At 43.4% G+C, this 20,449-nt stretch carries 16 protein-coding genes and 1 other RNA gene; 4 read left to right on the forward strand and 13 right to left on the reverse strand.

Annotated elements, in window-relative coordinates:
• Positions 1 to 14 precede the first annotated feature (14 nt).
• The 3 genes from R7Z41_RS01835 to hinT form a co-directional block, all read right to left on the reverse strand.
• Positions 15 to 407 (reverse strand): YcfL family protein, encoded by a 393-nt coding sequence (locus R7Z41_RS01835; RefSeq protein ID WP_025766939.1) that lies wholly within the window; start codon positions 405 to 407, stop codon positions 15 to 17.
• A complete protein-coding gene (locus R7Z41_RS01840) occupies positions 407 to 1,804 on the reverse strand; it encodes a COG3014 family protein (protein ID WP_025766940.1) in 1,398 nt (465 codons plus the stop codon). The genes R7Z41_RS01835 and R7Z41_RS01840 overlap by 1 nt, the downstream gene beginning before the upstream one ends.
• Before the next feature lie 69 nt (positions 1,805 to 1,873).
• Entirely contained in the window at positions 1,874 to 2,224 is a 351-nt protein-coding gene (hinT, locus tag R7Z41_RS01845; RefSeq protein ID WP_005378473.1) for a purine nucleoside phosphoramidase, read from the reverse strand.
• A 269-nt stretch (positions 2,225 to 2,493) separates the two neighbouring features.
• Between hinT and R7Z41_RS01850 the strand changes: the two genes are divergently transcribed.
• Both R7Z41_RS01850 and R7Z41_RS01855 read left to right on the forward strand, forming a co-directional pair.
• Positions 2,494 to 4,485 (forward strand): methyl-accepting chemotaxis protein, encoded by a 1,992-nt coding sequence (locus tag R7Z41_RS01850; protein ID WP_025766941.1) that lies wholly within the window; start codon positions 2,494 to 2,496, stop codon positions 4,483 to 4,485.
• 163 nt (positions 4,486 to 4,648) lie between these two features.
• On the forward strand, positions 4,649 to 5,809 hold the full coding sequence (locus tag R7Z41_RS01855; RefSeq protein ID WP_005378476.1) for a DUF1887 family protein: 1,161 nt from the start codon (positions 4,649 to 4,651) through the stop codon (positions 5,807 to 5,809).
• A 157-nt stretch (positions 5,810 to 5,966) separates the two neighbouring features.
• Here R7Z41_RS01855 and udp read toward each other — a convergent pair whose 3' ends face one another.
• The 7 genes from udp to R7Z41_RS01890 form a co-directional block, all read right to left on the reverse strand.
• On the reverse strand, positions 5,967 to 6,725 hold the full coding sequence (udp, locus tag R7Z41_RS01860; RefSeq protein ID WP_005378479.1) for a uridine phosphorylase: 759 nt from the start codon (positions 6,723 to 6,725) through the stop codon (positions 5,967 to 5,969).
• 314 nt (positions 6,726 to 7,039) lie between these two features.
• Complete coding sequence (locus R7Z41_RS01865) at positions 7,040 to 9,346, reverse strand: zinc/cadmium/mercury/lead-transporting ATPase (RefSeq protein ID WP_025766942.1); 2,307 nt, start codon at positions 9,344 to 9,346, stop codon at positions 7,040 to 7,042.
• Between the two features lie 172 nt (positions 9,347 to 9,518).
• Positions 9,519 to 9,938, reverse strand: a complete 420-nt coding sequence (locus R7Z41_RS01870) for a CBS domain-containing protein (protein WP_005378483.1) — start codon at positions 9,936 to 9,938, stop codon at positions 9,519 to 9,521.
• 244 nt (positions 9,939 to 10,182) lie between these two features.
• Entirely contained in the window at positions 10,183 to 10,917 is a 735-nt protein-coding gene (locus R7Z41_RS01875) for an RNA methyltransferase (RefSeq protein ID WP_005378485.1), read from the reverse strand.
• Between the two features lie 212 nt (positions 10,918 to 11,129).
• Positions 11,130 to 11,226, reverse strand: an RNA gene (gene ffs / locus R7Z41_RS01880) — signal recognition particle sRNA small type.
• Positions 11,227 to 11,363: 137 nt separating this feature from the next.
• Positions 11,364 to 13,367: a GGDEF domain-containing protein gene (locus tag R7Z41_RS01885; RefSeq protein ID WP_225477377.1), complete on the reverse strand. Its 2,004-nt coding sequence runs from the start codon at positions 13,365 to 13,367 to the stop codon at positions 11,364 to 11,366.
• Between the two features lie 152 nt (positions 13,368 to 13,519).
• The gene (locus R7Z41_RS01890; protein ID WP_169628357.1) at positions 13,520 to 14,263 is read right to left on the reverse strand and encodes a hypothetical protein; all 744 of its coding nucleotides are present in this window, start codon (positions 14,261 to 14,263) and stop codon (positions 13,520 to 13,522) included.
• Between the two features lie 257 nt (positions 14,264 to 14,520).
• Between R7Z41_RS01890 and R7Z41_RS01895 the strand changes: the two genes are divergently transcribed.
• Positions 14,521 to 14,823, forward strand: coding sequence for a DNA base-flipping protein (locus R7Z41_RS01895; protein ID WP_005378570.1), 303 nt, complete (start codon positions 14,521 to 14,523; stop codon positions 14,821 to 14,823).
• A gap of 30 nt (positions 14,824 to 14,853) precedes the next feature.
• On the opposite strand, the gene R7Z41_RS01900 is transcribed toward R7Z41_RS01895, so the two are convergent.
• Positions 14,854 to 15,288, reverse strand: a complete 435-nt coding sequence (locus R7Z41_RS01900) for a YbaY family lipoprotein (protein WP_005378572.1) — start codon at positions 15,286 to 15,288, stop codon at positions 14,854 to 14,856.
• A gap of 240 nt (positions 15,289 to 15,528) precedes the next feature.
• On the opposite strand from R7Z41_RS01900, the gene tesB reads away from it, so the two are divergent.
• A complete protein-coding gene (gene tesB, locus R7Z41_RS01905; RefSeq protein WP_005378575.1) occupies positions 15,529 to 16,389 on the forward strand; it encodes an acyl-CoA thioesterase II in 861 nt (286 codons plus the stop codon).
• A gap of 68 nt (positions 16,390 to 16,457) precedes the next feature.
• Here the strand turns inward: tesB and R7Z41_RS01910 are convergent, their stop codons facing one another.
• Both R7Z41_RS01910 and R7Z41_RS01915 read right to left on the reverse strand, forming a co-directional pair.
• Positions 16,458 to 19,499: a cadherin repeat domain-containing protein gene (locus tag R7Z41_RS01910; RefSeq protein WP_169628356.1), complete on the reverse strand. Its 3,042-nt coding sequence runs from the start codon at positions 19,497 to 19,499 to the stop codon at positions 16,458 to 16,460.
• A gap of 456 nt (positions 19,500 to 19,955) precedes the next feature.
• Positions 19,956 to 20,420 carry an Lrp/AsnC family transcriptional regulator gene (locus R7Z41_RS01915; RefSeq protein ID WP_005378579.1) on the reverse strand — a complete coding sequence of 155 codons (465 nt, stop codon included), beginning with the start codon at positions 20,418 to 20,420 and terminating at the stop codon, positions 19,956 to 19,958.
• Positions 20,421 to 20,449: the final 29 nt, after the last annotated feature.

Here is a 20,449-nt window from a genome sequence, read left to right on the forward strand (position 1 = left end):
CAGAGCCGTTAAGATTAATCGTCTTGTGCTTCTCTAATTTGCACACGGAATTTTGTGCCATTTGGATTCACAGTAACTTCAGATAACGTGACTTGCTCAAATCCTCGCACAATCATTTTTCGCCACGGACCAGGTTTGGTATTCACTTCTAAACCATTGTTGTCATACCAATAAAATCGGTAAAGAATGTGCTGATCACCTTTGTAATTGCTACTCAGCTGCACGACTCCTCGTGGGCGATCATCAACGTAAGTGGTGGTGATGTTGTCAACTAATAAGCGACTACCTAAAACGTTATCATTAAAAAATACTTTTTGCGTTTGGCCATCAATTCGAATACCAGCCGTGTTTTCGGCGCATCCAACTAAACCAATAGCCATTGCTAAACAAGCAAGCCATGCTTTCATTACAGTCTCCCTAGCTGTTTATGCCACACGGTTGAGTGTGCTCCCTGACGAGATACCCATACCAATGTAGTCTGCTGTGCAGGCACTTCAAACTGATAGGTTTGATCACCCAAGTTTAAACTTTGTGTTCCCGGTTTCACGATTTTTGAAGCCGTTTTCACTTGCGCTGGCAATGTTTGCCAACTTCTTGTATCTGGCTGTTCGGTCAATGTGTTCCATACATTGAAAAGTATGTTGCCCACATCATCGCCTTTTTTCGCCGCCTCTTTTCGGATTCGATCTTTTGCCCAAACACGAAGAGCTTGACGGATCACTATTGTAGTAAGACGTTCATTAAGATCGTTTTGCGCCATCGCATTAACATCAGTCAGCGTACTGGAAGGCAATACCTGACCATTTAAAACAACATCGCTAAAACGTTGAGCACCTCGGTTCTGATAATAAGGAAGCGCCAACGAATAAATCGCGCCATTATCGCGACTGTCGTAAATCGGTAAATCAATACGCCACCCTTTCATCGCCTCAACAACACCCTGCTCATCAATAACGATGACTCGCCCTTGTGACTGAGTTAATCCAGAAGGTGCTTTGCCATACCGCTTCTCTAGCATGCGCAAGTCTTCACGCATGCCCAGCTTCTTAGCAGCGTATAAGGTGCTTTCCACAACTTGCTTGTTGTCTGGCATTACAGCGAGTGCTCGTCGGTAATCAACATAAGCACTGTTTAAGTCTCGCGACGCTTCATATAACAAGCCAGAAAGATAGAACAGATAACCATTTTGTACCGCGCTTAGTTTTTTACCAGCATCAGGGTAGTTCGCTAACACACTGCCTAAATTGGCAGACATGCCTTGCTTGTTAAGGTCTTTCTCTGCTGCTTTTAGCTCTTTTTCACGCGCCTTTCTTGCTGCTTCCTGAACTTGATTAGCTCGACGCACTTCAACTAGTGCCCCTTCTAAATCGTTTTTCTGTAAGTAATTTAGTCCTAGATACAGGTGCAAAAAGCCAAGTTCGTAATCGGCGGGATGATAGTCTTGGAGATTGTCGTTCACTGCGAGAGAGCCGACGCTCGTTGCCGTGTCTGACACAGATATCGTCGCACGATCTTGTTGAACACGTACAGCACGATCGCTGCTTTCTAGCGCATTTAAACTTGTTGGGTAATCTTCAGCAAGAAAAGAGATACGACCTTTTTCAAAATTGCCAAGTATCTCGCCACCCACTTCACTTGATTGAAGTTGTTTTGCTTTGGCATATTCCCCTGCAACAACGGCTTGATAAACTTCTTGATTCTGGTTGCTGTAATGGCTAAACAGATTGCCCGCAGATAAATTCGCACAGCCAGAGGCCATTAAAGCCCAGCTCATCAGCCCTAACAGCTTTACACCTAGTTTCACATTTATCTCCACAAATGTGTCATTCGACAGGAAAAAGAAGTGGGTGAATCGCCACCCACTTTTAAAAGCTTAGCTCAATACCATTGGACCTAGAGGGCGGCCGCCTAGTAGGTGCATGTGAATATGGTAAACCTCTTGGCCACCATGTGGATTACAATTAACGATTAGGCGATAGCCGTCTTCAGCAATACCTTCTTCTTTCGCTAACTTTCTAGCAACAGTGAACAAACGCCCCATCATTGCTTCATCTTCAGCTTCTACATCATTCGTTGTTGGGATCAGTTTATTCGGAATAATGAGAATATGGCTTGGTGTGCGAGGGTTAATGTCGCGAAACGCAGTCACCAAATCATCTTGATAAAGGATATCGGCAGGGATTTCCTTGCGAATAATTTTACTAAAGATCGTTTCTTCCGCCATGAGGACTCCATTTTATAAACGTAATTAGACCCCAATTAGTATGCGCCAACCAAAAGCGGAGCTCAATAAAAACAGTGTTCACTTAACATTATTAATCAAATGCTAATTAACGAAGCTTTTTTTGTCGTGTGCGTCATAAAATGCGCATCACAAACTGAATACAATCCAATGAATTTTGTTACTTTTTTAAGACAATTATTATTTTTATACCCAAGTAAATTCAAAAATACTTGGGTAGCTTGTCTATTTTTGGGAGAGGAAGCTCACTTATGCGAGGTTCAGTTATTAAAAGGATGTATGCCGGCTTTGCACTGATCATCATCCTATTTGCCGTCACAATTGCCATTATGATGGGAGGAATGAGTGATATTCACGGAAAATTTGGCACGGTTTCTAAATCATCCCTACCGTTGGTATCGTTATCTAATCAAACCAGTGTTGAGCTGCTTTCTGCCGACAAATCATTTAAAGACTTCCTGACGACAGAGAATAAACAACGCATGGATGAAATGCGTCAGGAATTTGCTAGATCTCAACAGCGCTTCGAATCCACATTGGCTCAACTGAAAACCGCAAGCCAAATCTACCCTTCTCTTGCCGAACCGTTTTCACAGTTAAAAACGTTAGAGCAGAGCTATTTTACAGAAGCTCTAGAGGCCATGGACAACTACGAAGCAATGTTTGCGGCTCAAGAAGAAGTGCAAAAATCCTCACGCCGCTTCCAAAAACTGAATACCGAACTTTCGGTTGGTCTTAAAGAATATGTGGCAGATCAAACCAGCATTTCTGTCAAAGTCATGGCAAAGAGCTACTTTATCAAGTTAAAAGATGCCGAAGTAATTACCTCTGATGCCCTCGCCAGTTCCAACCCTGAGTTTGTTACGCAAGCCGTAGCTAAAAACCGCAAAGCAGTAACGCACTTGAATTACGCATTCCGCGGGTTGGTGACTCAGCTTCCTGAGCTAGAAAAAGCTTTTGGCGAATCTGTAGAGCAATTTACTCGTGACGTTGGTATGCGTGGCGGTGTGCTAGACCAACATAATAATTACCTCAATGCTCGCGCCGCTTTGTATAACAATATCGCCAACCTAGCAAATAAAGTGGATTCAACCATGGCGATTCTTGAGCAATTCACGACAACCGCAACAGATAAGCTCAATGAATCATTGGCAGACGCAGGTGACATATATTCGGCGGGTGTAACGAAAGCCATCATCATTGGCGTTATTGTCGTTTTACTCGCGACAGCGATTGGCTACCACATCGCTCAAAGCGTTCGCGAACCGTTGACTCGTATTCTAAAAGTGTTAGAAAGCCTGACTGAAGGTGATATGACACAGCGTATCGACATTCGCTATAACAACGAATTCAGCCGTGTGAGTGGACACATTAACTCACTCGCCGACAACCTTCACGAGATCTTGGTGAAACTCAACGAAGCGTCAGAAAACCTATCGTCAACCGCGACAACCAACGAACGCACCTCTTCGCAAGCACAAATTAAATTGAGCTCTCAACGCGAACAAACGGCAAACGTCGCTACCGCGATGACAGAAATGTCTCATTCAGTGCAGGAAGTCGCGCAAAGTGCGCAAGGCTCGCTAGAAATGGTGCAACGCGTCGAATCTGCCTCTGAAGAAGGCAGAAATGTTATGAGCAGTAACATCTCAACCATTAATCAACTAGAAACACGTTTGAACGAATCGGTCTCCGCAGTTTCTGAGCTACAAAAGATGAGTGGTCAAATTGGGTCTATCCTTGATGTGATCCGCAACATTGCGGAGCAAACCAACCTACTGGCATTGAACGCGGCAATTGAAGCGGCTCGCGCTGGTGAACAAGGTCGCGGCTTCGCGGTAGTGGCAGATGAAGTACGAGTGCTCGCATCAAGAACGACTCAATCAACCACTGAAATTGAATCCATGATCAGTAATCTGCAAGCTAGCTCGCAATCGGCGAACCAAGTCATACAAAGCTGTATGAGCGATATGGAGATATCGGTTGAGCAAGCATCAAAAGCGAACAGCTCAATGGAAGAGATCCAGGCGCTAATCATCGAAATCAGCCAAATGAGTACGCACATTTCACAAGCAGCAGCAGAGCAAAGTGAAACATCAACAGACATTGCTCGCAGCATTGAAGATATCAACAGTATCGCCGATGAAAGTTTCCAAGCCATGTCGAGTATCGCACAAACCAGTGAATCACTGACCCACTTGGCTCATCAGCAAAATGAATTGGTCCACCGCTTTAAGTTATAAATACTTTATAACTAAGAGCATTAATTAGTGCAATCAACTGTATAAGGGCGACTTTTTGTTAAGTCGCCCTTGTTTTTTGTCGGCCATGTCTACATATGATTAATAAGGCCAGCTCATCCCCTTGCACAACTCTTTTCGAGCGGCCTCATAAAAAGGAAAATCTATGGCTGTTCATGTTGGTATTATCGACCAAGACCCAGTGAGATTGGTCACTCCTCTATTAGATAATCGTACGCTAAGCACACATATCGTCTTCATCGGAGACAAGAGCCAGTTAGATATATTTGACCGACTGAGTGCCGTTTTAGATCAACGAGAAATTACTTCTGAATTTTTTGAAATTCCATCCGCTGTTAATACATCTCTGATCAAACAAGCAATTCAAAAACTGGCAAAAGACCTCCATGAACGCGGCGAAGATGTAAAATTGAACGCGAGCTGTGGTCTTCGTCATCGCTTGTTGTCGGTGTACGAAGTTTTCCGTACCTATCGCTGGCCAATTTTTGTGGTAGAGCCTAGTAGCGATAAGCTTTGTTGGTTATACCCTGATGGCAAAGAAGATACCCAAGTCGAAGATCACATTACGATTGCAGATTACCTCACTATCTTTGGTGCACGCGGCGAGTTTCACCACGTTGATTTACCACCTCTTCTTGATAAAAAATTGTATGAACTTGGTGAACGATGGGCCTCAAATGCGCTTGAGCTTGGGCCAGGTCTAGCAACACTTAACTACCTTGCAACCACATGCCGCAAAGAACAAAAGCTTGATGTCGAGCTCTCCGAAAAACAGCAGGGCTACCGTGAGCTCAACATGTTGCTTTCAGATTTAGTAGAAGCAGAAATCGCCACCTATGAGAATGGCGTTTTAACGTTTGCAGATGAAGATGCTCGACGCTTTTCAAATGGTGAGTGGTTAGAAACTTTGGTTCACAGCACCGTGAAGCAAATCCAAGACACCATGCCGACGATCCAAGATCGATCGTTAAATGTTCAGGTTTATCGCAAACTTGGTGAAAGTGAAGTACGCAATGAGTTAGATGTCGCAACAGTTGTAAACAACAAGCTGCACATCATCGAGTGCAAAACCAAAGGCATGAGAGATGACGGCGACGATACTTTATATAAGTTAGAATCGCTTCGCGATCTATTAGGTGGCTTACAAGCGCGCGCAATGTTGGTGAGCTTCCGTCCTCTTCGTCACAATGACATTACTCGTGCTGAAGACTTAGGGCTAGCCCTGATTGGCCCTGATGAGCTTAAAGATTTAAGAACGCACTTAACTGCTTGGTTTAAAGACGCGGGCGGTTCAGACGAGATATAGTGCCATTAAGAAAAGCTAAAATTCACAACGATAAAAAGCAGCATTAATGCTGCTTTTTTTATACCTAAATTTTAGCTGTACGCATTTCTATAAGTAGAAAAAAACCAGAGGTTAGCCTCTGGTTTTTTCTGTTTGTTTAAATGCCAACTATAGCGGCTTAAAGCATTTTACGCGCTGCTTCTACAACCACTTTAATTGAACGCGCTTCCGTTTCTTTCAGAGTTGAATGATCTGGAATCTCTTTTTGTGTACGGTTGATGATAACACCAGCCACACAACCCGCTTTTAAACCAGAGCTCGCACACATTGTTAGCAGTGTTGCAGACTCCATCTCGAAGTTAAGTACGCCCATGTCTTGCCATTCTTGCATAGAGCCTTGGAAACGCTTAACAACACGACCAGAGAACGTATCGTAACGTTCTTGACCAGGGTAGAACGTGTCGCTTGATGCAGTCACACCCATGTGAACTGTAGCGCCAGACTCTTCTACTGCTGCTTTCATTGCGGTTGCTACTTCAAAGTCAGCAACTGCTGGGAATTCCATAGGAGCAAAGTGTAGGCTCGCACCGTCAAGACGAACTGACCCCGTCGTTACGATCATGTCACCCACGTTTACATGTGGTTGAATTGCACCCGTTGTACCAACACGTAGGAAAGTACGAACACCAAGCTGTGCCAATTCCTCAACTGCGATAGAGGTAGAAGGACCACCAATACCTGTAGAACAAACCACAACAGGTTTACCGTCTAACTCTGCACGGTATAGCGTGTATTCACGATGGCTTGCTAGAAATACTGGATTTTCCATTTGTTCTGCGATTTTTTGAACACGCGCTGGGTCACCAGGAATGATCGCTAGAGTCGCACCATTAAGATCAGCTTCAGTAACACCTAAATGGAATACAGCTTGAGACATAAGTCGCTCCTTATTGTGGCTTATTTTATGAACAATAAGCTCATTAATCAGTTATTGGGTACAGATGCACTGTAGCGAACCTTTCACCAACATAGAGTGATCACAATCACAATGACAAAATGTAATGAAAATGAAATTTCAAACAAAACTGGTATTGATCACACTTTAAGGGGCGTTAGATCATTTTGTTGCATAGCAATGCGTGATTTCAAGGACGAGAAAAACGTCTGATCGCATCAGGTGAATACGGTTAAAAAAAGCCCGATACACGAATGCCTCGGGCTATTAATGAGTGGGATCATTGGTTAGGTCAGTTATTTGATCTGTTTGGACTCAAAACGAAGTAATCTCAACGCATTCAATGTCACCAGTGCTGTTGCACCACTGTCAGCTAATACTGCAACCCACAACCCAGTAACCCCAAGTAAACTTGTCACTAAGAATACACCTTTCAAACCTAGCGCTAACGCGACATTCTGACGAATGTTACTTAGCGTCGCACGCGACAGTTCTATCATGGCAGGTAGCTCAATCAACCGGTTGTGTGTTAACGCCGCATCAGCAGTCTCGAGCGCAACATCCGTACCGCCTCCCATCGCAATACCAATGCTCGAAGCTTTCATGGCTGGAGCATCATTGATACCGTCTCCCACCATCGCAACGGTATGTTGTTGTGATAGTTTCTCGACGTAATGCACCTTGTCTGCAGGTAACAAACTCGCTTTATAATCCAAGCCTATTCTATTTGCCATTGCTTCTGCACTTCTCGGGTTGTCACCCGTTAGCATCACCGACGTGACCCCAAGTTCCTTCAACATTGCGATGGCTTGCTGGGCATCTGAGCGCAATGTATCTTGCCATGCGATCACGCCAATGACCTCGTCATCGTAACGAACAATGACAACCGTTTTACCTTGTTGTTCCAACGTAACCACTTGCTCTTTGGCTTCTTGAGAAAGTGGAAAGTCTGCCTTTGAAGGCGTGACCACTTGGACCATTTTTCCATCGACGTAACCAGTGACACCAGAGCCTACTTGCGCGGTTTTATCCAACGCTTCAGGAATAGTAAGCCCCTGCTCTTGCACTTTGGTAACTAAAGAAACCGCTAGAGGATGACTTGAACCAACCTCGATTGACGCAGTTAGGCTAAGTAACTTGTCTTCATCCATATCAAAAGCAAAGACGTCGGTCACTTCTGGTTTACCTTGCGTCAGTGTCCCAGTTTTATCAAATGCGACAGACTCAACCTTGCCAAGCAACTCAAGCGCCGCTCCACCTTTGATCAATGCGCCCCGCTTAGCCGCTGCCGCCAAGCCAGAAGTGATCGCCGCAGGCGTTGAAATGACTAATGCACATGGACAAGCAATCAACAGCAGGGCGAGTCCTCGATAGATCCACGTTTCCCACGGTTGGGCAAATAGTAATGGCGGCGTAACGATAACCATCAGAGACACCAACATCATTAGTGGCGTATACCAACGGCTAAATTTATCAAGAAAGCGTTCTAATGGTGCCTTACGGGATTCTGCTTCTTCAATCAAATGAAGAATTCGATCTATCGCATTCTCGCCCTGACGGGAAGTCACCTGTAAACGAACCACTTTATCGACAACCACAGCCCCGGCCATCACTTTGCCACCGGTTTGATGTTCAACGGGAACAGATTCTCCCGTTAACGCACTTTCGTCAAAACTCGCAAGCGCATCTTGCAAAACACCGTCGGCAGGCAAACGACCTCCGGGTGCGACTTCTATGATATCCCCTGGTTTAAGCTGCGCAGCTGGTACTTCTTTGCGTTCACCATCAATAATTAAAATTGAATTTTCTGGGACTAAGTCCATTAACGCCTGGACACCGCTTCGCGCGCGAGATGATGCATATGCTTCTAACTTTTCACCAATAAGGAAAAGCAATAACACCATTGCGGCTTCGGCGGTTTCACCTAAATATAAAGCGCCGAGCGCCGCTACACTCATTAACGTTTCAATCGCAAAAGGCGTACCGCTACGCGCCAACTTAAATGCTTTGAGCGCGATTGGGTATAAACCAAGTAAACACGTCAAAGTGAATAACCAAGCGCTTATTTGAGGGTCGATCTTAGAAATTACTGCCGCAGTAGCCATTGCACCAGCAATCGAGAGAATTTGGATGTTGTCTCTTATGACGCCAAGCCAGCCTTTCTTTGTAGTGCTTGGTTTTGGAGCATCAAGTGAAAAGAGCGGGAAACCCGTTTTTTGGGCTGTCTGCTCTATCGTAGCTATCAGCTCTAGACCATCAAAATCGACGACCAGTTTTTCTGTTGCAAACAAAACCTTGGCTTGGCTGACGCCTTGTAAAGACGTAATGGCTTTCTCAAGCTTTTGCGCACAAGATGGGCAATCCATACCTGACACAAGCCAAGCGTTCCGAACGGAGGAATTACTCTCCCTTGTGGGATCGTCTTCCTCGCCTGTGTCAACGCTGCAGCCTCCTCCACTACAGCAAGAGCTTTCAGAAACATCAACACTGGCCTGAGAGATATTGAGCGAAGATTTTACTGGCGCACAGCATGACTCGCTTGCACCAAGCGGCACCGCAGTTTTGATTTTGCTAGATTGGCAACCTTGATGTTTTGTACACATAATTTTTTCCTTATTGGTATCGGTGATTTACCTATTGCTAAGGATAAACCTTAGAGTAAGCTCCAAGGTCAAGATAAATTTGTACAGTTCGGCGATAGAAAATAAAAAAGACGCCGAAGCGTCTTTCCAAACCAGTTTAAAAGCAATATTCCGTAAAGTTTAAACAGAGAGGTTAAACGGGATGCTTAAAACACTCATTTAATGTCATTCCTATGGCACGCAGCACGTCTCTTCTTGTGATAACACCAACCAACTTACCTTTGCCATCCACCACTGGATACATTTTCGGCTTTCCAACTTTCATCATGTCAGCCAGTTCAATTACTGACATTTCTGGAGAAACAGATAAGACATCATCATGCATACACTCTTGTACCGTATGTGTATCTTGGCAGTGATAACTTGCTTTCACCAACTTATCTAATAAGTCTTGCTCCGATAAAAACCCAACCACTTTTTCATTTTCATCAATGACAGGGCCACCTAGTGTGACACTTTGCATTACTTTGTTTAAAGCTGCCGAAAGTGACATATCTTTCGTGAAAGTCACCGCTTGCAACGTCATGTAATCTTTTACTTTTAATGAATGCATTCTTATCTCCTTAAGGGCATTTTATTGCGGCCTTTAGATAAGTGTCGCCTAATTTCCTGATTTTACTAAATGGAAAGGAGTAATTTTATTTATAGGCACAGCCTATTGAACTAAAACAAAATTAACTCACCGAACAACATTCACTGTATTTCGTTAAACGCAAGATTCAGCCAGGCTGATTTTTCTAGGCAAAATACAACAAAGCCAGTCAATTGACTGGCTTTGTTATTATGTAATTGTTGCGTTAGCTATGTTGGCGGCGCATGTTGTCTAAAATAATGCCAGTCGCCATCGCGACATTCAGTGATTCGGCACCGCCAAACGCCGGAATCGTGATCTTATCTGTCACGAATTTTGCTGCGGCTTCACGCACACCATGAGATTCGCTGCCCATCAACAAAATACCTTCAGCAGCGAAATCCGTTTTATGAACGCTCTCTCCTTCCAAAAACGCGCCATATACTGGCAATTTGGCGTGTTCCAAGTAACTTGGCAAATCCACCAAACTCACTTGTACGCGGCCAAAGCTGCCCATGGTCGCACTGATCGTTTTAGGATTATAAGGATCAGCACAATCTGTACTCGCAATAATGTGCTTGATGCCATACCAGTCTGCAACACGAATAATCGTACCTAGATTACCAGGGTCGGATACACCATCTAGCGCAATCATCAAGCCTTTCGCTTGAGGCTCTTTTACACTCGGAATTTCAACCACAGCAATGGCCGCATTATTGCTCACAAGCGTGCTCGCTTTGGTCAATTCATCAAGCGATGCTTCAACACAATCAAAACGATTTAGCGTACCAGCATTTTGTTCGAGAAATGCCGCTGTTGCAAAAACCTGCTTCACCTTCAATGAACTACTTGCTAGCTCTAGTACGTTCTTTTCACCCTGAACTAGGAATAAGCCATGCGCTTTACGCTGTTTCTTTTGACCTAAAGCACGAAGCAGTTTTAATTGGTTTTTTGAAATCATTAAAGTATCCCAGGTGAAAATGGTTATTCGGCGAGTGTACCCTAAACAATCTTCACGAAAGTTCGGTATCGAGCGGATGAGATTATAAATTATACCTAAATAACCTCAAGAAGCTTGATCATCAGAAGACGTTGAACACCAAGCGTAGCCAAAATAAAAGAAGGCTCAAAAACGAAAAAAGCCCTGCGATAACGCAGGGCTTTCAAAGGGTGGGACCCCAGCCACATCCCGGCACACAAGTCACACGCTGCGGCTGCTTCCTTCCGGACCTGACCGAGTTCACGAGCTATTGTTGCGAGAGGACCAGAGCCCCATAATTCTTTTCGAGAGGTCTTGCCTCAATCGATGGGGCGATTATTCAGTATCAGCTCTCATAATGCAAGAGCAAAAACCTTGAATTTCATCATTTCATTACCGTTTGAACAAAACTCGATCAATTCATTCCTTTATGATGAAACCGTGCAGTCACGATAAGAGGAGTCGTGCCGTGAGGACTGCTTACTCATGTACATGTCTTCATCAGCCAAATGCATCGCTTGCTCTAAGCTCATGTGCCGTTCCCTTTTTGCAGAGAAACCAATAGAGATACTTATAGACTCCAAATCACTACATAATTTGCCTTTCACATCGATTCTACTGAGCTCTCTCATTGCTCTAGTTAACTCGGCTTGCGTAGGATAACCCAGTAATATGAACTCATCCCCTCCAATTCGATAACATCTTCCCGACCAGACATAATGAATTTTTAGCGCCAGTAGTTGTAAAACTTCGTCCCCAGCGCGATGACCATAAGTGTCATTGATTCGTTTGAAATGATTAATGTCTAAGTAAAGTATGGATAGATCTTTGTTTACTCCTTTTCGATACTTTACTTGCAACGCACGACGATTCCTTAACCCTGTTAAGTTGTCAGTGTTCGATTGACGGTAAAGATAAAGCGAAACACAAATAGCAAACAATAATACAAAGATAAACACAGCTTGTGTTTGCGTCGCTAATCGAATCTCATATTCAAGTGCGGTACGCCAATCTGGGCGTACATCGTACTGAGCAATGATCTTATCAACTTCTAACATCGCTATCGCTCGACTGAAGAAAGGCGCAAGCATGGCTCCTTTTTCATTCGCGACCAATCCAACAGAGAGTTGTGACTCATAAAACTCGCCAATAGCGGTATCCTGCTCTATCGGAACCAATTCACTGAGACGTAAAAAATGATTGAGCATCGCCGTATCCATCGGAATGTAATCGACTTCTTCATTTAGTAGCTCCTGAATGAGCTCTTGTTGGGTACGATAACGTTTGAGTTCTTTTAGCGGTAACAGTTGCGTCATCATTTGATCGAAAAAGTCATCCTTAACTACGCCAATCCGCTCAGATATCAACTGTGAAACATGAGAGTATGTGCTCGGTTTGTAACCTAAACGCTTGACCATCACCGATGCTGGCGCGTAATGGGGCTTTGGAAAGTAGCTAAATGCGCGCCGCTCACGGCTGACCGTTAACGGCGCCAAAATTTCGAAATTACCTTGGATAAACTCATGGTACATAGAACCCCAGCTTTCACCAGGCTCACTAATGATCAAGCAGTTTAAAGCCAAGATCTCACAGCTTCTCAGGACTACATCAGCCGTCATCCCTTCGACACTACCATCTGCGTTGTATACAACATATGGAAAGATAGATTCGAGCTTAATCCGTATTGGTTCATTAAAATCAAGGGGTAATAAACGAATAGAATCACGCAACGCTGCTCGCCTTAATTCAAATTGATACTGGGAAATTTCTTCGCGAAGCTGCTTTTGCACCGCTTCCCCGTGAATAAACGTAGCGAACGTGTCCAACTCTTCAAGATGATGATCTTTTTTACTGATGATGGATACGGGCTTTATCGAAATCTGATCATTGAGCATCTTGGCGTCAAACCCCTCCATCAGCATCGGCTTGAGCTGGTTAATGGCATCGACAACGCCATCCACAGCACCTGAACGTAGCAGTGTTACTGCTTGTTCGTGACCTTGATAAGAGATCTGTTCTAGCTCAGGGTAGTGTTGTTTAAGTAATTGGGCATAAACTGTATCTTTGGGGACGCCAACACGCGAAATGTCACTCAACGTCGAATCTTTTAAACCAAAGAGGTAGGTATATTCGATATTTGTTGGGCGGGAATAACTAAAACGTTGAGCACGTTCTTGTGTGTAAGTGATATTCGCAGCAAAGTCCGCTTCCCCATTCGCTACTGAATTTAGAATGGCATCAAAGCTGGAGTAGTTCACGTATTGAACGGTAAAGCCAAACTCCTTTGAAGCAGCATTGAAAAGAACACGAGTGACGACATCATCCGCTTCAGTCGCGACTTTATAATGAGCAATTAAAGGGGCTTCGGATTTTACATTCAAACTCAAGAGGCAACATGCAAAAAGCAACAGTGTTCGAGCAAAAGTTGTCATGACAAACTTATCTTAAATCAACCACTTATATTGTGGTTATTATTATTGGAAGTGTAGTAAATATGAAATGAAGAACATATACTAATCTCCATTTTGTTCCACAACCAATTCGATACTCTGCCGCACATGTCACTTTTTACCTGACTAAAAACTCATAATTCAGCCTGTTCATCGCTACTACGTAAAATATAGTCAGTCATCCAAGCCGTCCCTAACAAACAGATCCAAACCACGAAAACAGGGTTTGGCACATCCGTGGTCGGGCTGACGACTAAAGCGGCAAAACCCACAGTCGGCAATGTCCAACATAATAATTTGCTCCAACGAATGGTATGTTGAAGCTTCACAAGTGCTTCCATTGACGCTAACATTCCCGTCAAACTTAACGCCATAAGAACGGCGTACGGTAGGCCTGCAATCCACAATGGGAGCAACAAAAACAACGGCCACCAGCTGTGTTTATTGGATGGCGTCCAATGCGCAGCCGACCACCACATCGCCATAACCGCAATGGTTTGAACCACTGTAACCCAAGCAGACCCATCCAGCTTACCGCCTTGCTGTGTGACCATAAGACCAACTTGCAGTGTAAGTACAATAAGACCAGCGGTGAGCAACACACCTAAAGAGCTTCTACGAGAAAATACCACCATTAAAAGTGGGAAAAGGATCAAAACACCAACCGACAAAGCAATTGGCTGCATTGAGAGTGTCGCACCAAAAGCCATCATCGCGCCCAGTAATACTAGGCCAGCGAACCCACCTTGTGGCAGAACCCACAGCGCGGGGATCATAAGTGCAAGAACGGGAATGTCACCCTCGCTCAAACTCATCGCCCGAACGCAGACAACAGCGAGTAAGGTCGTAACGAAAAATTGAAGTGTCGATAAAATCATAGCGCCTCCTGGCTTCCCCACCTACTTGGTAACTCAACGGCAAAAACTGGGATTGAAAGTCGTTGAGAGGGTCTAGATTCAAGCTTAGCTTGCGTTTGCTTCATGCTGTTTAAGGCTCATCAACCAACGACACTAAAGAACAGAAAATGTAATTCTTCAAAGTGAGTCGCTGGCAACACAAGGGTTAAGAACCGTTAGCAATATACAAGTCCAATGGTTTACCATTCCTTAGTAATCCAAAATAGACACTTTTGAGTATGGACCAATTTTTAGCGCAAATCTTTGCTGTAATTCACCAAATTCCAAAAGGAAAAGTCTCCACCTATGGGGAAATTGCAAAAATGGCCGGTTATCCGGGCTATGCGAGACATGTTGGTAAAGCACTGGGCAACTTACCAGAAGGCAGTAAACTCCCCTGGTTTAGAGTGGTAAATAGCCAAGGAAAAATATCTTTAAAAGGCCGAGACTTAGAGCGACAAAAAAAGAAATTAGAAGCAGAAGGGATTGAAGTATCGGAAGTTGGCAAAACTTCACTTAAAAAATACAAATGGCAGCCTTAAGCTGCCATTTTTTGTTCTCAGTACGTCGTATTAACGTGTTCCAACTAGACGAATATCTAATTGGTGAGTTTGTGCTTCATCTGTAATAACACCGTTATGTGTGTCGCTGATAAAACGCAGCTTTCCATCTACCTCAATGCGAGCACGAACGCTGTAACGATGGTTTGGTTTGATTTCATTGCTGTCGTAACTCAACTCAAAAGAAAGAGGAACTTGCTTACCTTCTGTTTCGAATGTCTGTTTCGCCAACACTTTTGCTGGCGCATCCGCCAAGGACACATCTTCTAACGCAATAGTAACCACTGCGTTTGGTGGCAAGGCAATCCGCTCGCGATAAGCCACTGTACCTGTAATCGTCTTCATTGACGCCTCTGTAGATTCCATTTCTGTATTTTGAGAAGTTTGGCAACCCACTAACGCAGCCCCAAAGAGTAGAGAAGTAACAAGTAGTAGTGTTTTTTTCATATATTCCTCGAAAAGAGCATTAAACCGAAGCAATTATAGGTGTGGAATATAAAACTGTCTGCTTCCTGTCACTTTATTTGACAATAGTTTGACTGAGTTAGAATTTATCAAACAATTGATTTTGTTTCATAATTGGAACAATACTATTTCTAAGTTACTCAATAGTTCTTAACTATACCACTTCACAAGAGTGAGGCTGTTGAGGTAACTTGGAATGAAAGACAACGGTGAGGAGACACAATGAGTAAACCACTACGAGAATTGCTCAGCCTACTACAACTCGAAAAATTAGAAGAAGGCTTGTTTCGTGGCCAAAGTGAAAACCTAGGTTTGCCTCAAGTTTATGGCGGTCAAGTAATTGGGCAAGCACTTTCTGCTGCACGCTACACCGTTGAAGAAACACGCACGGTACACTCCTTCCATAGCTATTTTTTGTACCCTGGCGATCCAGAAAAACCTATTATTTATGACGTAGAAAATCTGAGAGATGGCCGTAGCTTTAGCACTAGACGCGTAAAGGCAATTCAAAATGGACGCCCTATTTTTTACCTAACCGCATCCTACCATGGCGATCAACCTGGGTTTGATCATCAAAAAGAAATGCCAGATATCCCTGGTCCAGAAAACTTTGCCTCAGAGAGTGAGCTCGCAAGCCATATTGCAGAATTTCTACCCAAACGCTTACGCAAAACATTTTGCGGGGAAAAGCCAATCGAAACTCGCCCCGTTACGGTTATCAACCCTTTGAAGCCCAAAAAAGCAGAACCCAAACAGTACCTTTGGATTCGTGCTAATGGTGAAATGCCAGAGAATCAGCTAATTCACCAGTACCTTCTGGCCTACGCATCCGATTGGGGATTCCTTGTAACAGCAATGCATCCACATGAAGTCTCATTAATGACGCCTAACTTTCAAGTGGCCACCATTGACCACTCTATCTGGTTCCATCGCCCGTTTAAGATGGATGAATGGCTTCTATATGCGATAGAGAGCCCAACGGCGAGCAATACTCGTGGGTTGGTCCGTGGCGAAATATACAACCAGCAAGGTCACTTAGTGGCGACCGCCGTGCAAGAAGGGGTGATGCGCTACACGAAATAGCTCGTGTTCGCTAGACGAAAAAAGGAGTGCTGTTCCGCACTCCTTTTTTAATGGGTATCAAACGATGATTAATTTGGTTGATACTTCATGTTAATAACCGACCATTCGTAAAGTGATTTCGGGTAACCATATTCGCCTTTCCCGTAAATGACATTTGGGTCGGCATAGAATCCACCTTTATTCGTTGCTAAAAATTCACGACCCCCACGACGGTAAGTAATCACAGGTGCTACTAACTCATACTCTACCTTTTCCATCTTCGAGTCATCAATTATTAAGAACCGAGTCATACGAATCGTGCTGCCGTTGGTGCAGTACCCTGGGTCATCATAGTCAATTGCTTCAAAAGGCTTGAGATCATCTTCGAACAGTTCTGATGTACATCCATCAAATCGAGCCACATGTACCCACGCAGCTTTTATTAGAGTTAGGTCATCGTTACCCACCGGCTTAAACATAAGCTTCGCAACCTTACCTTTGCCGTATGATTTCAATTCTTCGTCCGTTGGCTCACGCACTGAACGAACGTTCATCAAACCAAACTCACTTTCTTCTAAGTTGGAAAATTCAAGCTTATTCAGAGTACTAATCAACACCGTTTGTTCTTTCTCAAACAATTCATATTGATCCGCAACACCTTTGTCAGCGAAGCTTATAAAAACCTGAACATTCTTACTTTTCAGCGCTTCGTAATCTCGAGATTCCCCTTCCGAAACGTCAAGAGAAATCCAACGTCTTTTTACTGGTGGGAGGTCAAGTAACGTCAGCTCTTCCTTATCAACATCTAATGAAGCGACACCGTTAGTTGTTGAGCCGGATATTTGATAGCTGCGGTTTCCTATTGGTGTACCAAAGTCTAGCTTAACCTTTTTAAATGGTTCAAATTCCACCTTCATTGTAGAAGCACTTAAACCAGGGTGATTCGCTTTGTTAATAGTGCCATTTACGACGATTGTTTTAGCTTTGTAGTTGCGTCCAGTAAGAGTAACCTCTACTTGGTACTCGCCTGCGTGCAAAATCTTCAAACGCCCTGTATCAGGAGAAACTAGCTCGACCACAGGATCTTTTTGGTTAATAAGACGGTAACTTGCCTTCGCAGTCCCACCACTCATCACTGGTGAGATAACACTACCAGCGGAGAATTCTACCGTTGGGTAAGTAACCGATACAGGGTTTGTGCCTTGTTTAATCGTGACCGAGAAACTACTTTCACCCGGATCCACTTTGTCGTCCCCCGCATCCGAAACAATAATTTTTGTGCTACCCGCGTTAAGAATTTGCATGGCACCCGTTTGGCTGTTTAAGGAAACTACATCTGTTGCTGCGTTGTCTGCAAATCGGTACGTAACTTCCCCAACCGTACCAGAGATTTTCGGCGCAACAAATGTTTGGCCAACCTTCCAAATCTCTTCCACATCGGATTGAACTTCAATTCGGCTCGGCGCACTCAAAATTGTCACGTAGACTTTTTGATCAGGACCAACGGTATAATTCGCGCTCTCTTTTCTGCGCACAGTTAGCGTCGCTTTACCCGCTTTATACACATGGAGACGTCCTTCACTAAAACCACCGACAACATCTGGTGCGGTGTTATCTACAATCTCAATTTGCTCGTCAGCACTCAAACCAAAATCACGGTGAAGATCAAAACTGTATTTGTTGCTGTATACAACGTCATAATCGTGCGTTGCCATGGGTTGGCCTTCAGCCTTTGCAACTTTAATGACGACATTAAATTGAATAGGTTGGTAGAACTCCCCACCATCGTCTTCAAACTTAAGGCCGTACTCACCCGCAGTCACTACCTCCAACTTGCCGTCAGTCATTCGTAAGCCATTAGGTAAGCTGCTAACTAGATTTACGTTACCTTTTTGCCCTTTAAACGCCAGAGGGATTGAAAGATTTGGTTGATAGGTAAGCGGCATTTCAATGTCTTTTATAACGGGATGAGGCGCGCGATTAACTTCAAGATCAAAACGAGTTTTGCTTGCAGAATAATTACGCATATCATGCTCGTAAATTTCCACTTCAGCAGCACCAACCCCTTTGATCAGTAATGCTTCACCATTTTCTGTTTTAGCAACAACGTCTTCACCACGAATGATTCTCAGCTCATAGTCACCGTAGGCGTTCGTCACCTTAGGGAAAATTCGTCCACCTTCCTCATAAGTTGTGACGATATCCGCTGCGCTGATTTCTTGACGCTTGCCTTGTTTTATATCCACAAAAAATTGCGCTGTTTGCTGTTTATCCAGAAACGCGTCGCTGTAAGTTGCAGTCGCTTCAACCGTTAATCGACCAACATTATGAACAAGAAGCAAACCCGTTTCAGGATCTAGCAACTCGGCCACCTTGCTGTCTGGTACGCTATTTATAATTTTGTAAGAAATACGTTGCGTTTGAGCTTTATCTAGACGCACTGGTTCTAACGTCAACCCTTCTCGATACTCGTCTTCAAGCAAAGCGAACTGTAATTGCCCCGGAGCTACTGCATGCAGTTTAACCGTAGCGCGAACTTGTTTCGGCAAGTAAAAGTCGTTACCTGAATCGGTAATCAGCACCGATGCCTGACCAACTGAACCTAATGAATATACCGAACCGTTCTCATCAACACGAATCAAGTTATGACCACTTTCTACCTCATAACTCAGTTCGCCTTTTTGGCCACGGACGATCAACGCTTTTCCTTCTGACTCAATCGCATTGAAATTCAGATCACTCACTGAAAGTTCAGTATTGATGCCTCGCTCTACAGTGACAGAAAATCTTGCTTCAGAAGATTCATAAGCAGAGCTACTATCTGTAGCAAGAATAGTCGCCGTTCCTGGGCGCAGAATTTGTAGTATTCCTGAGTCATTAATTTTCACGACATTTGGCGGATTAGAATCAATGACTTGGTAAGATACCGACCCATGTACATTGCTCAGTTTTGCTTCAGTAACCGTTCCCACTCCTTCAAACTTCAATACCGTGTCTTCCACTTTTAATTGCGGACGGTTCTGCTTTGTTATCGTAGTTGGTGTCTTCGTATTGTTCGGCTTAGAGTCTCCCCCACCGCCACAGCCAGCGAGTAAAGCTGCGAGAAAAAGCAAATAGTAATTTCTGTTCATTTTTAGTAATACTTTGTTACATACAAGATGGGGCGATAATAATACGATGTTTTATTAATCACTATCCCCATTTTTGAGTACTTTATTACTTAAGTAATTGCTACTGTATTAATCCTAAAAACAAATACTCAAAAATAGCGACCAAATTACATGAAAACACAAAAAGCAAACGTTTAAATCAAACTCTTCCATTAATTTAGTAAAAATTAATATTCAATAAAATAAAACATGAAAAAGAAAGAGAAAAAATTGCGTTATTTTTTCTTTCATTATGATATATGGGATTAATGGACTGCAAAAACAAATGGTTAATGAAAAATGGAAGAGAGAATAAATATCGTTTATATTTATGAAAATCTGATAGGAAATAGTTTTAAAAGCATAATCAAACTACCTTTTAACATTTAAAATACTAAAAGGTAGAATTAACATTAGATAGAATTCTTATAGGGCGAGTTATTTTAGGATTGGTAACTCTGTTGTGTATTTAATGGACTCCATAGCAAATGTTGAAGTCACATTAGATAGCCCTTTTACGCTATTAACTAACCGCTTATAGAATTCGTCAAAACACTTCATATCTTTGACTAGTACTTTCATCATGTAGTCATACTCGCCAGCCATACGATAAAACTCCATTACCTCAGGAAAGTCACTCACAGTTGTAACAAAATGGTGATACCAACCTTCGGAATGATCAATCGTTTTTAACTGAACAAATGCAATGAAAGATAGCTCGAGCTTTTCTGCACTTAACAACGCCACGCGTTTTTCGATGTAGCCCTCTTCTTCCAACCTTTTCAAGCGCTTCCAGCATGGTGTTGTAGTAAGATTGACTCGCTCAGCCACGTCATTTAATGACGAGGTGCTGTCGGTTTGTAGTAAAGCAAGCAGCTGCTTATCTATTCGATCTAAACTCATTTCTATAAACCCATAAAATGTAGAAAATT

The sequence above is a fragment of the Vibrio sp. 1457 genome (assembly GCF_033340195.1).
In the GTDB taxonomy this organism is placed as follows: domain Bacteria; phylum Pseudomonadota; class Gammaproteobacteria; order Enterobacterales; family Vibrionaceae; genus Vibrio; species Vibrio alginolyticus.